Source organism: Enterobacter sp. Ap-1006, assembly GCF_011752835.1.
Taxonomy (GTDB): Bacteria; Pseudomonadota; Gammaproteobacteria; order Enterobacterales; family Enterobacteriaceae; genus Cedecea.
In genome coordinates, this window is the sequence record NZ_VWWU01000002.1 from 1 (window position 1) to 13,160 (window position 13,160).

Genomic DNA, 13,160 nt, shown 5'->3' on the forward strand with positions numbered 1-13,160 from the left:
GGCCTCATTATCAAGCGGAATTTCCTTTACCGGGCTATGCTCGTTATAAACGATTTCACTAACCTCAACGCGTACAAATGCCGTGGCATCCCCGGAGTTATAAATGCGTTTGGCGAGGGTATTTTTATCGGAATAAATATACTCATTTAACGGACCCACATTGATCACCGGGCCAGCGACTGCCGGCATAGCCAGAGTAATTAGCATAGTCAAAGGCAAGGCTGTGGATATCGCATTTCTTTTTGTTTTAGTCGGTTTGTTTTCAGATAAAGACATAAAAGCATCGCTATAAATTAATTTAATCGCTGTGTATTGTGCTCGTCAGCACGATTTGCACAACGCTAAACAGCTTAATTAAGAAACAAATAACAACTCTCATCAATTAATATGTAACAACAAAGAGCCATGTAACCTTATGTTTTTAAACGGTAATAACAAAAAATATTCACTAATAATATATTGACATACATTCAGTTTAAGATAGGCAGCACGCTTACTTACGCCGTCCTGAGATACCACAACCTGTCTTTGCAAAAAAACGAACAAAAAACGAACAAACAAAAAACGAACAAACAAAAAACGAACAAACAATTAACATCACCCCATTTATTAATAAGCGCATGAAATGGAATTTCAATTCAGTCGTAATAACACGTTACGATAAATAATCTCCGTAAATGCCATCCTATTATTTATTTCAACGCCCATAGCGAAGTTTACTCTCAGCCCAATTGAAACCAACCCGGCTATATCATTAAATCCTCTCTGCTTATCATGAGATCTTAATCACACTTTTCAGTGAGTTAGCGGCTGGTTAAAACCGCTTAGCCTGTCCCACAACCGCTTATTCCTGAATACGACCACTCGGCCACTCTTTTTCCTCTCTTGCAGCAAAAATCGTCACGCTATGGCTGGGCTATTTTTATGCCCTTCTTTTACAACAACCAGGTTCAGCGAGACGGCGAACAGGCATGACGCCAGGGCTGACAAACGGATGAATTATGAATAAAAATAAATTTCTCAAACATATACCCTGGGTGATACTGGGTATCATCGGGGCCTGCTGTCTGGCCGTCGTCGCCCTGCGACGGGGGGAACACATCAGCGCCCTGTGGATCGTCGTCGCCTCGGTGTCGGTCTATCTGGTGGCTTACCGCTACTACAGCCTTTATATCGCCCAGAAGGTGATGAAGCTGGATCCTACCCGCGCCACACCGGCGGTGATCAATAACGATGGACTGAACTATGTCCCGACCAACCGTAACGTGCTGTTTGGCCACCACTTCGCGGCGATAGCCGGGGCCGGGCCTCTGGTCGGCCCGGTGCTGGCGGCGCAGATGGGCTATCTGCCCGGTGTTCTCTGGCTACTGGCAGGCGTTGTATTGGCCGGGGCGGTTCAGGACTTTATGGTGCTGTTTATCTCCTCGCGCCGAAACGGGGCTTCCCTTGGCGAGATGATCAAAGAAGAGATGGGCCCAGTGCCGGGGACGATTGCCCTGTTTGGCTGCTTCCTGATCATGATAATTATCCTGGCCGTGCTGGCTCTTATCGTGGTGAAAGCGCTGGCTGAAAGCCCGTGGGGCGTATTTACCGTTTGCTCGACGGTGCCGATTGCCCTGTTTATGGGCATTTATATGCGCTTTATTCGTCCGGGCCGGGTCGGTGAAGTGTCCGTTATCGGGATTGTGCTGCTGGTCGCCTCGATTTACTTCGGGGGCGTGATTGCCCACGACCCTTACTGGGGCCCAGCGCTGACATTTAAAGACACTACCATTACCTTTACGCTCATCGGCTATGCCTTTGTCTCCGCCCTGCTGCCGGTCTGGCTGATCCTCGCGCCGCGCGACTACCTGGCGACCTTCCTGAAAATCGGCGTTATCGTCGGCCTGGCGATTGGTATCGTTATCCTGAATCCAGAGCTGAAAATGCCGGCGATTACCCAATACGTGGATGGTACCGGTCCGCTGTGGAAAGGTGCATTGTTCCCGTTCCTGTTTATCACCATTGCCTGTGGCGCAGTATCCGGTTTCCACGCGCTTATCGCGTCCGGCACCACGCCAAAACTGCTGGCCTGTGAAACCGATGCTCGCTTTATCGGCTACGGCGCGATGCTGATGGAGTCATTTGTGGCCGTTATGGCCCTGGTGGCGGCATCCATCATTGAGCCAGGTCTGTACTTTGCCATGAACACGCCACCGGCGGGTCTGGGCTTTACCATGCCAAACCTGCACGAGCTGGGCGGGGAAAATGCGCCAATGATTATGGCGCAGTTGAAAGAAGTGACCGCGCACGCGGCCGCCACCGTCAGTTCCTGGGGCTTTGTGATTTCGCCTGAGCAGATCCTGCAGACGGCAAAAGATATCGGTGAACCTTCCGTGCTTAACCGCGCAGGCGGCGCGCCTACGCTCGCCGTCGGTATTGCACATGTGTTCCACAAAATTGTGCCCGTCGCTGACATGGGGTTCTGGTACCACTTCGGGATCCTGTTTGAAGCGCTGTTTATTCTTACCGCGCTGGATGCCGGCACCCGTTCTGGCCGCTTTATGCTGCAGGATCTGCTGGGTAACTTTATCCCGTTCCTGAAGAAAACTGACTCACTGGTCGCAGGTATCATCGGCACCGCTGGCTGCGTAGGCCTCTGGGGCTACCTGCTGTATCAGGGCGTGGTCGATCCGCTGGGCGGCGTGAAGAGCCTGTGGCCGCTGTTCGGCATCTCCAATCAGATGCTGGCGGCAGTTGCATTAGTGCTGGCCACTGTGGTGCTGGTGAAGATGAAACGTACCCAGTACATTTGGGTCACCGTGGTGCCTGCGGTCTGGCTGCTTATCTGCACTACCTGGGCGCTGGGCCTGAAGCTGTTTAGCAGCAACCCGCAGATGGAAGGCTTCTTCTTCATGGCCAACCAGTATAAGGCGCGTATCGCCGCCGGTGGGGCGGATCTGACGGCACAAGACATCGCCAACATGAACCACATTGTCGTCAATAACTACACCAACGCGGGCCTGAGCATTCTGTTCCTGGTGGTGGTTTACAGCATTATTTTCTACGGCATTAAGGCCTGGAAAGAGGCACGTAAATCCGACCAGCCGACGGACAAAGAAACGCCTTACCAGCCGGTGCCGAAAGAAGGCATTAAGATTTCTTCCGGACACTGATCGCTTCATCTGACAGCCCCGCATTAGCGGGGCTTAAATCACTAAAGGAGCGACGAATGTTTGATAACTTAGGTGCTGCAAAAAAGTACCTCGGCCAGGCGGCAAGAATGCTCGTTGGCATTCCGGACTATGATACCTACGTGCTGCATATGCAGACAAACCACCCGGATCAGCCGCCCATGACCTACAAAGAATTCTTCCGGGAACGCCAGCAGGCGCGCTACGGCGGAGACGGTAAAGGCGGCATGCGCTGCTGTTAACAGGAAGGACGCGATGACACCGATTGCAGTAACCGTATTAACCGGCTTTTTGGGTGCAGGGAAAACCACCCTGTTACGTCATATCCTGCATACCCAGCAGGACGAGAAGATTGCCGTTATTGAAAATGAATTTGGCGAAACGCCTATCGACAGCCAACTGATTGGCGACCGCGCCACCCGCATTACCACCCTAAGCAACGGCTGTATTTGCTGCACGCGCTCAAGCGAGCTGGAAGATGCCCTGCTGGATCTGCTTGATAGCCGGGACAAAGGTGAAATTCACTTCGACAGGCTCATCGTCGAATGCACCGGCATGGCCGACCCTGGCCCTATCCTGCAGGCCTTTTTCGCCCATGAAATCATCTGCGAACGCTACCTGCTTGACGGCGTGATCGTCCTGGTCGACGCGGTACATGCCGATTCACAGCTGGATCAGTTTCCGCTCGCCCAGTCGCAAATCGGCTACGCCGACCGTATTTTACTGACCAAAACCGATGTGGCCGGTGAATCCGCTGCATTGACTGAACGCCTGCAGCGCATTAACGCACGCGCGCCGGTGTACCCTATCCTGCACGGCAATATCGATCTTCCGCTGCTGTTTAACACCCGCGGCTTTATGCTGGAAGAAAACGTCGTGGCGACAAAACCTCGCTTCCACCGCATTGCCCCGCAGCAAAATGAAGTCTCATCTATTGTGGTGACGCTGGACTACCCGGTTGCGCTGTCCGCCGTCTCTTCCGTGATGGAAAACCTGCTGTCCGGCTTCGCCAACAACCTGCTCCGCTACAAAGGAATGCTGTGGATTGAAGACCAGCCCTGTCGCCTGCTATTCCAGGGCGTGCAGCGCCTTTACAGCGCCGACTGGGACCGCGAATGGCAGCCGGACGAAACGCCGGAGAGCACGCTGGTGTTCATCGGCGTTTCGCTCCCGGAGGCCGAAATCCGCGACGCTTTTGCCGGATTAAAACCTGCCGCGTAGAGCAATAACCTTAAAGCCCCACCGCCTCTTTTAACGACTTCAAATAGCGGCGGCTCACCGGCACGGTGCGGCCATCCCGCAGCAACAGCTCCGCCTGACTGTTATCCTCCAGGCGGATCTCCTGCAAATAATTCATGTTCACCAGATATTGCCGGTGGCAGCGCAGCAGCGGCGTGCGGCTTTCCAGCGTGCGCAGTGTTAATTCGGTAAAGCCTTCTTTGCCATCCCGGCTGGTGACATACACCCCGCTTAGCCGGCTACTAACGTAGGCCACCTCCTCCATCTGCAGCAGCCAGATACGGCTGTGGCCGCTGCACGGGATAAATTTTAGCGGCTGCTGGCTGTCCGGCAGGCGGGAAACATCCTGCGCTTCGCTCTCCTGATGCAGGCGAGCCAGCGTTTTTTGCAGCCGCTGCGCTTCGATAGGTTTGAGCAGATAGTCAAATGCGCACTCCTCAAACGCCTGTACCGCGTATTCATCAAAAGCGGTGAGAAACACAATGCGCGGCCGATGGCGCTCGTCGAGCATACCCACCATTTCCAGCCCGCTAATTCGCGGCATCTGGATATCGAGAAACAGCACGTCCGGGCGCAGTTTGTTCACCGCGCTAATCGCCTCTATCGCGTTGGCGCATTCCCCGACTATCTCAATCTCGCCATCGTTCTCAAGCAGGACGCGCAGGTTCTCACGCGCCAGCGGTTCATCATCCACAATCAATACTCTTAACATACCAACTCCTCGGCGGGCAGGCGCACGGTGATGCAGGTAACACGATCGGGGTCGCAGCTCACGGCCAGGCCATAGTCTTCCCCAAACTTCGCCCGCAGCCGCTTGTCCACCAGATTCATTCCCAGTCCGTTACCGTTCTCTTTTGGCCGGTACAACCCGGCGTTATCCTCGACATCCACCAGCACGTCTTTTCCCTCTGTACGGGCACGAATAGTAATCATGCCGTGGCCTAATTGCTGAGAGGTGCCGTGTTTAATGGCGTTTTCCACAATCGGCTGTAGCGTGAAAGCTGGCAAACGCTGATTCGCCAGCTCGTCGGGCACCTGCCAGTCCACCGCCAACTGAGTCTGGAAACGCGCCAGCTCAATTTGCAGATAGGCATTCACGTGCTCAATTTCATCGGAAAGCGTGACAATTTCAGACGGGCGCTTGAGATTTTTGCGGAAAAATGTCGAGAGGTACTGCACAAGCTGCCCGGCTTTGTCGCCATCGTGGCGAATAACCGCTTTCAGCGTGTTCAACGCATTAAATAAGAAGTGCGGGTTCACCTGGGCATGCAGCAGCTTAATCTCGGACTGCGCCAGCAGCGCTTTTTGTTGTTCATATTTCCCGGCGAGGATTTGCGCCGACAGCAGCTGCGCAATCCCTTCGCCAAGCGTGCGGTTGATGGAGCTAAACAGCCGGTTACGCGCCTCATAGAGTTTTATCGTGCCGATCACCCGCTGATTTTCACCCCGCAGCGGGATAACCAGCGTCGATCCCAGCTTGCAGTTAGGATGCAGCGAGCAGCGATAAGGTACCTCATTACCGTCGGCGTAAACCACTTCGTTATTTTCGATGGCCTGCCAGGTGTAACCCGACGAAATAGGCTTGCCCGCCAGGTGGTGATCGGCCCCGGTGCCAATAAACGCCAACAGCCTCTCCCGGTCGGTGATCGCCACGGCGCTGATGTCCAGCTCCTGGTGCAGCACCTTCGCCACCTTCAGGCTATTTTGTTCGTTGAATCCCTGCCGGAGGATCCCCTCGGTTGAGGCCGCGACCTTTAGCGCGGTGGCGGAGAACGCGGAAGTGTATTTCTCAAACATCGCGCGTTTATCCAGCAGAATGCGCATAAACATGGCGGCACCCAGCGTGTTGGTGACCATCATCGGCGCTGCGATGCTTTCCACCAGGTGGAGCGCATCCTCAAAGGGCCGTGCGATAAGCAAGATAATGATCATCTGCACCAGTTCGGCGAAAAAACTCGTCGCTCCGGCGACCAGCGGGCTAAACAGTTTGTCCGTCCTGCCCCTGCGGATTAAAACGCTGTGGATTAACCCGCCAATCAGTCCTTCCGCAATGGTGGAGATCATGCAGCTCAGCGCCGTCATTCCACCAAGAGAATAGCGATGCAGCCCGCCGGTTAGCCCCACCAGCCCCCCCACCACCGGCCCGCCTAACAGGCCGCCCATCACGGCGCCAATGGCGCGCGTGTTGGCAATGGAGCCTTCAATATGAAGACCAAAATAGGTGCCCATAATGCAGAAAACCGAGAAGGTGATGTAGCACAGCAGCTTGTGGGGTAAGCGCACGGTCACCTGCATCAGGGGGATAAACAGCCGGGTTTTACTCATTAACCAGGCAATGACCAGGAACACGCACATCTGCTGCAGAAGCAGCAGGACTAAATTGAATTCGTACATCTTCAGACAATCTCCGCTCTCGAGGCGGGAAAGATACCTTGATGAGACTAGAATTTCCGGGGCATGGCGCAGATTTGTTAAATTTGGTACGAAAATAACAGCGAAAACGGCACCAAAGAGCACCAATATAAAACTAAAAAAACCAGGCAGAACAATCATCGACCAATAACATATCGTTAATAAAATCGATTAACAGTCCGTTCATTATTTATCATCCACGCCCTCTACTGATTATTATTTAAACACACGCAGTTAATCAATTTAACGATAAGCAATGCCATATTTTTGCTAAAGCGTATTAATCCCGGTCAGGAAAAAACCATCATGTATTTATATTTCTTATGGCTATAAGTCATATCTTTATATTCTTCTGAGCAACGGTATTAGCAGGTAGTATCAGCCAAATAACAATGATTCAACGCCCATAACACGGCATTCGTGCGCCAGTTGGCAGCATATCATGCTGTTGCGTTGCGGAAAATTTCAGCAGTTAAGGACCAGGATAATGATCGTTCTCTCGGGCGTATCAAAAATATTTGCCAGCAGACATGGCGCCATTACCGCCGTAGATAATATTAATATCAACGTCAATAAAGGCCAGATTTACGGCATTATTGGCTACAGCGGCGCGGGTAAAAGCACATTAATAAGATTATTAAATGGGCTGGAGAAACCCACGTCAGGATCGATCATTGTCGCCGGGCAGGATATTGCCCAGGCCAGAGGCGAACAGCTCCGTCAGGCTCGTCTAAAAGTCAGCATGGTCTTTCAGCACTTTAATCTGCTGTGGTCCCGGACCGTTGCCGAGAATATTGCCTTTCCCCTGCAAATTGCCGGTGTTAATAAAAGCCAGATTCAGCAGCGCGTAAACGAGCTGATTAAGCTTGTGGGGCTGGAGGGGCGCGAAAACGCCTGGCCTGCTCAGCTAAGCGGCGGCCAAAAGCAGCGAGTCGGTATTGCTCGCGCGCTGGCCAATAACCCGGATGTTTTACTGTGCGACGAAGCCACTTCGGCGCTGGATCCGCAAACGACCGACGCGATTCTCGATCTGCTGCTCGACATTAACCGCCAGCTCAATTTAACCATCGTCCTCATCACCCATGAGATGCACGTGGTGCGCAAAATTTGCCAGCGCGTGGCGGTGATGGAAAACGGCAGAATCGTTGAAGAAGGCCCGGTGCTGGATATTTTCACCCACCCGCAGCAGCCCATCACGCAAACTTTTGTGCGTCAGATTGCGGGGCAAAATACGCCCAGAGAACCATTCAATCCGCTCTGGGTTCAGGGCATCGGCGGCAGCATTCTGAAGCTGATTTTCCCTGGCGGAGAAGCCCGACAGCCGGTGATTGCCGATGTCATTCAGCATTTCAACGTCGCGCTGAACATCCTGCACGGCAATATTACCCAGACGGTAGACGGCGCGTTTGGCGAGCTGTACGTCCATATGGATGACGCCAGCCAGCTAGAAAATATTGTGCAATACCTGAATCAAAAGCGGGTAGAGACTGAGGTTATTCGACATGCTTGAGCAATACTTCCCGCATTTAAAACTCGACAAGCTGTGGGCCGCCACAGGCGAAACGCTCTACATGACGGCCTGGTCGGGAGTGGCAACGTTCGTGTTTGGCATCGCCCTCGGCGTGCTGCTGTTTCTCACTTCTCGCGGTCAGCTGCTGCAGAATCGGCTGGTTTACTCGGTGGTGACCGTGCTGGTCAACGTCTTCCGCTCGATCCCGTTCATCATTCTGATCGTCCTGCTGATCCCATTCACAAAAACGCTGGTTGGCACCATTCTCGGCACCAACGCCGCGCTGCCGGCGCTGATCGTCGGGGCGGCTCCCTTCTACGCCCGCCTGGTGGAAATTGCACTGCGCGAGGTCGATAAAGGCGTTATTGAAGCCACGCGTTCAATGGGGGCCAAAACCCACACGCTGATCTTCCGCGTGCTGCTGCCTGAATCCTCTCCGGCGCTGGTGTCCGGGATGACTGTCACGTTGATTGCTCTGGTGAGCTACAGCGCCATGGCTGGGGTTATCGGTGCTGGCGGCTTAGGCAACCTCGCCTATCTGGAAGGGTTCCAGCGTAACCATAATGACGTAACGCTGGTGGCCACGGCCACTATCCTGGCGATCGTTTTTATTATTCAGTTTATCGGTGACCGCATCACCAACCTGCTCGATAAACGCTAACGGCTTTCACACCTTTCGGGCGACAGAAGCACACTCTGCCGCCTGGAATTCCACGGCAATGCACTTTTAATCACTAATCACGACTGGACGAAATAATGAAAAAACAGTTTATGATGTTAGCTCTGGCTTCTTTAACCGCGTTAAGCCTTCACGCCAACGCCGCTGAAAAACTGATTGTGGGCGCCTCCAACGTCCCGCACGCGGAAATTCTCGAGCAGGCGAAGCCGATTCTGGCGAAAGAAGGCATCGATCTTGAGATCAAAACCTTCCAGGACTATATCCTGCCGAATACCGCGCTGGCCGAGCATGAGATTGATGCCAACTACTTCCAGCATCAGCCCTATCTGGATTCGGTGCTACAGGATCATAAAGGCGATAAAAACTACGATTTCGTCAGCGCGGGGGCAATCCACGTGGAGCCTATCGGCATCTATTCGAAGAAATATAAAAGCCTGAAAGATCTGCCGCAGAACGGCAAAATCATTCTCCGTGACTCGGTGGCCGAAGAAGGCCGTATTCTGGCTATCTTCCAGCGGGAAGGCGTGATTACCCTGAAACCTGGCGTGAAGCCGGTTAACGCGCGCATCAGCGACATTGCCAGCAACCCGAAAAACCTGCAGTTCAAAGCGGATATTGAAGCCGCCCTGCTGCCGCAGATGTACGCCAACAACGAAGGCGATGCGGTGGTGATCAACGCCAACTACGCGCTTGATGCAGGCCTGAACCCGATTAAAGATCCGATTGCCGTCGAAAGCGCCGAAGGCAACCCGTATGCCAACATCATTACCGTGCACCGCGCCGACGTGAAAAAACATGACATCGTCGAGCTGGTGAAAGTCCTGCACTCTAAGCAGATTCAGGACTGGATCAACGAGAAATATCACGGCGCGGTTGTGCCTGTTAGCCAGTAATACGAAAAAGGGGCGCAATGCGCCCCTCTTCCTACCCGCGCGTTAGCGCCGCGAACTCCTCCGGGCTGAGGTAAAGTTCGCGGTACTTGTCATCAACCTGCTGCCACATCCGCCGGGAAAAATAGAGCGCCGCAGGCAGCGGATGATGATGAATCATCAGCGAATCTGCCTGCCCTTGCTCATTGATATGCACCCAAACGGCGCACTCCACGGCCTTGCCGTCGACGCTTGCGCGGTAAGACTCCATAAATAACCGTTCGTTGACATAATCCCGGTAAGTAAAGCGCTGGAAGTCATACAGCGGAATGGCCGCTTTCAGGATTTCCAGTATTGCCGTTTTACCGTGAACCGGCGCTTTCAGCACCACACCTTGCAGAGTCGCCTCATCGGCAAGTATTGCCAGCCAGGGTGGCGGCCCCTGCACGTCAGGAATGGGGGATGCGCTGTCGTTAAATAACATAAGACTCTCCTGATTGATCAGTCATGTGACAAAGCCGGGTAATCGGTATAACCGCGAGCATCCCCGGCGTAAAACGTGGAACGGTCATAGGCATTTAAAGGGGCTCCGATCCGCAGGCGATAAGGCAAATCAGGGTTAGCAATAAACGCCCGCCCGAAGGCCACGGCATCCGCATCTCCTGCAGCAATAAGCGCATTCGCTGAGTCGCGGGTAAAACCGCCTGAAGCAATAATAGCGCCGTCAAAATAGGGCCGTAGCAATGCGGCAACAGAGGCTGGCTGCGTCATATCCTGCTCTTCATTTAGCCCGGTGTTGGCTCTCGGCTCCACCAGATGCAAATAACCAATCTGCTGTTCTGAAAGCCAGGTGACAATATCCGTAAACAGCGCCAGCGAGTTACTGTCGCCAATGCCTCCCAGCTTGCCGAACGGGGAAAGCCTGACGCCGATTTCTCCGGCGGAATAAACCTCCCGCAGCGCCGCAAGTGCTTCGCGCATGAAACGCGTTCGGTTTGCCACGCTGCCGCCATATTCGTCCGTGCGCTGATTAGTTTTGTCCTGCAAAAACTGATCGATGAGAAAACCGTTCGCCGCATGCAACTCCACGCCGTCGAAACCTGCAGCTTTCGCTCGCCGTGCCGCCTCGCGATACTCCTCAATTACCGCAGGAATGGCCGAGAGTTCAAGGACTGCCGGTGTAGCAAACGGCTGAGGTGTGAAGTTAGCATCCAGAGCTTCACCTGCAGGGCGAATAGCAGAGGGAGCAATCGACGGGACTTCTGGGTGGTGACTGCGATGAGAAATACGCCCCGTGTGCCAGAGCTGGAGGTAAATAGCGCCTCCCTTTTGATGCACAGCCTCCACAACCTTTTTCCAGCCTGCCTGCTGGCTTTCGCTATAGATGCCCGGCGTTTGAGGAAAGCCTTTCCCCTGCAGCGAAATATTCGTCGCCTCGGTAATAATCAGGCCGCCTTCGCTGGCGCGCTGGCCGTAGTATTCGGCGTTAAGCGCATCAGGCGCGCCTTCAGGCCCGGATGCACGCATTCTGGTTAGCGGCGCCATCACAACCCGATGTTGTAAACTGAGCCTGCCGGTCCGCAGCGGGATGAACAGATCTTTGACATGTGTGGTCATCGTTGCATTCTCACTATTGACTTAAAATGGCGATCAACTCGCCGTCGCTTGTGGCCGGGTTTCATCCCCGGTTTGTTCTTTATCCAGAAATAAAAACACCACCAGTGCGACCAGCAATGTGATGCCCATCAACAGCAGCAACAGGTCGCTGAACGCCGCGTCGTAGCTGGCGGCAATCGCTTTATACGTCACGCCCTGCAGCAATGTCGTTGCGGTCGCGACATCACCGGTAACAACGCTTTGCGCGACATGTGCCAGCCGTTGAGGGCTAGCGGACACCGCCTGGTGCAGGTTATTTGCCATCAGTGAAGAGAGCAGCGCGCTCACAATTGCCATCGCAATCCCTTCCCCAGCCACCCGCGTGGTACTGAAAATACCCGTTGCCATGCCCGCCCTCTCGCGGGGCACCACACTCACCGCCAGGCCATCCATCAATCCCCAGGGCAGGCTTATCCCGCAGCCGATCGTCCACATCGGCAAGGCAAACTGCCACGCAGATGCCCCGCCCGGAATACGGCTGAGCCACAATAATCCGGCCGCGCAAACCAGCAACCCTACCCCGCACAGGTTGGAAGCAGAGAACCAGCGGGTCAGGTAACCGGCAATAATCGGCAGGAACAACAGCGGCGCAGAGAGCGCAATCATTAACCGTCCGGCCTCAAGCACCGGCATTCCCTCCACGCCAACAAAGCGCAGCGGTAAGAGCAGAAGCAGAACAACAAAGGAATAGGCCGGAGCAGCAGCGAGGAGCTGAACGCCAACGAAACGGGGAAACTTGAACAAAGTCAGGTCGAGCATCGGCTGCTGAACGCGCAGTTCAATGCGAATAAATACCAGCAGTGAAATCGTGGCCACCGCAAACAGCGCCAGGTTGAAGGCATCCCCCCAACCAACCTCCGGCACGCGCAGAACGGCATAAGTGAAAACACCCAGCGTCCACGTAAACACCACGGCACCAGCCCAGTCGATACCGTTTGCCGCTGGATTGTGGGATTCAGGCATATAACGACAGGCCAGAAAACAGGCAATGCCTGCCACCAGGGTCAGTAGAATAAAGACAATGGACCAGCTGAAGAGATCGATCATTACCGCCGCAGCCACGGGGCCAAATGCCAGACCAATACCAAAACTGCAGCCGACAAAGCTGAAGGCTCGCATCCTGGCGGTCCCGTCAAAAACCTGTGCCAGTGCCGACATCCCGCCGGAAAACGCGATAGCGGCGGCAATTCCTTGCGCCCCACGCAGCAGGTCGAAAACAAACAAGTTTGGCGCGGCAAGCAGCGAGGCTGACAGTAACGCAAAGGCCGCAATCCCCCCGGCAAACATGCGTTTACGCCCGTAGCTGTCGGCAAGTGCGCCCGCCAGCATCAGGCAACTGCCAAAGGTCAACATAAACGCATTAGCTACCCAGTTAACCGCCATGCTCGAGCCGTGGAAGCTTTGCCCGATAGCGGGTAAGGCCACGGCAGCGGCGGTAAAATTAAAAGGCATAGTGATCGAGGCAAGACACACGGCGACCAGCGTCAGGAGCTGTTCTTGCGACGGGTGAGAACGGGTAACGGCCATCATTCATATCCTTAGCGGAAAGTCACAATCCTGGAATTGGGCCTGCAGTAAGCAGGTGGGATAGCGTGCAGAGTAGCGGGTGTTTTTCTGTGACA

Annotated in this window: 11 protein-coding genes and 1 pseudogene; 6 read left to right on the forward strand and 6 right to left on the reverse strand. The window is 54.2% G+C overall.

The genetic code is table 11. The features are described from left to right. A pseudogene (locus F3J28_RS07335) lies at positions 1 to 276 on the reverse strand (hypothetical protein); the annotation flags it as partial. Between the two features lie 725 nt (positions 277 to 1,001). Between F3J28_RS07335 and F3J28_RS07340 the strand changes: the two are divergent. Genes F3J28_RS07340 through yjiA form a run of 3 tightly spaced genes read left to right on the forward strand, consistent with a single transcriptional unit; the run spans position 1,002 to position 4,394 of the window. Continuing rightward, entirely contained in the window at positions 1,002 to 3,155 is a 2,154-nt protein-coding gene (locus tag F3J28_RS07340) for a carbon starvation CstA family protein (RefSeq protein ID WP_166874544.1), read from the forward strand. A gap of 56 nt (positions 3,156 to 3,211) precedes the next feature. Then, a complete protein-coding gene (locus F3J28_RS07345) occupies positions 3,212 to 3,415 on the forward strand; it encodes a YbdD/YjiX family protein (RefSeq protein ID WP_008460696.1) in 204 nt (67 codons plus the stop codon). A 13-nt stretch (positions 3,416 to 3,428) separates the two neighbouring features. Continuing rightward, entirely contained in the window at positions 3,429 to 4,394 is a 966-nt protein-coding gene (yjiA, locus tag F3J28_RS07350) for a GTPase (protein WP_166874547.1), read from the forward strand. A gap of 10 nt (positions 4,395 to 4,404) precedes the next feature. Here the strand turns inward: yjiA and btsR are convergent, their stop codons facing one another. Beyond that, positions 4,405 to 5,124, reverse strand: coding sequence for a two-component system response regulator BtsR (btsR, locus tag F3J28_RS07355; RefSeq protein WP_008460700.1), 720 nt, complete (start codon positions 5,122 to 5,124; stop codon positions 4,405 to 4,407). Further along, on the reverse strand, positions 5,118 to 6,806 hold the full coding sequence (locus F3J28_RS07360; RefSeq protein WP_166874550.1) for a sensor histidine kinase: 1,689 nt from the start codon (positions 6,804 to 6,806) through the stop codon (positions 5,118 to 5,120). The genes btsR and F3J28_RS07360 overlap by 7 nt, the downstream gene beginning before the upstream one ends. Positions 6,807 to 7,311: 505 nt before the next feature. Between F3J28_RS07360 and F3J28_RS07365 the strand changes: the two genes are divergently transcribed. The 3 genes from F3J28_RS07365 to F3J28_RS07375 all read left to right on the forward strand — a co-directional run bounded on the left by F3J28_RS07365 (position 7,312) and on the right by F3J28_RS07375 (position 9,906). Then, positions 7,312 to 8,334 (forward strand): methionine ABC transporter ATP-binding protein, encoded by a 1,023-nt coding sequence (locus tag F3J28_RS07365; protein ID WP_166874553.1) that lies wholly within the window; start codon positions 7,312 to 7,314, stop codon positions 8,332 to 8,334. Further along, positions 8,327 to 8,995: a methionine ABC transporter permease gene (locus F3J28_RS07370; RefSeq protein ID WP_039292753.1), complete on the forward strand. Its 669-nt coding sequence runs from the start codon at positions 8,327 to 8,329 to the stop codon at positions 8,993 to 8,995. Before F3J28_RS07365 ends, F3J28_RS07370 begins: the two co-directional genes overlap by 8 nt. 95 nt (positions 8,996 to 9,090) lie before the next feature. After that, positions 9,091 to 9,906, forward strand: a complete 816-nt coding sequence (locus F3J28_RS07375; RefSeq protein ID WP_166874555.1) for a MetQ/NlpA family ABC transporter substrate-binding protein — start codon at positions 9,091 to 9,093, stop codon at positions 9,904 to 9,906. Positions 9,907 to 9,937: 31 nt separating this feature from the next. Here F3J28_RS07375 and F3J28_RS07380 read toward each other — a convergent pair whose 3' ends face one another. From F3J28_RS07380 to F3J28_RS07390, 3 genes are read right to left on the reverse strand one after another with little or no spacing between them, the layout of a single operon-like run. Beyond that, the gene (locus tag F3J28_RS07380) at positions 9,938 to 10,366 is read right to left on the reverse strand and encodes a hypothetical protein (protein ID WP_166874558.1); all 429 of its coding nucleotides are present in this window, start codon (positions 10,364 to 10,366) and stop codon (positions 9,938 to 9,940) included. A gap of 17 nt (positions 10,367 to 10,383) precedes the next feature. Beyond that, positions 10,384 to 11,499 carry an alkene reductase gene (locus F3J28_RS07385; RefSeq protein WP_166874561.1) on the reverse strand — a complete coding sequence of 372 codons (1,116 nt, stop codon included), beginning with the start codon at positions 11,497 to 11,499 and terminating at the stop codon, positions 10,384 to 10,386. Between the two features lie 33 nt (positions 11,500 to 11,532). After that, positions 11,533 to 13,068 (reverse strand): MFS transporter, encoded by a 1,536-nt coding sequence (locus F3J28_RS07390; RefSeq protein WP_205247140.1) that lies wholly within the window; start codon positions 13,066 to 13,068, stop codon positions 11,533 to 11,535. Positions 13,069 to 13,160: the final 92 nt, after the last annotated feature.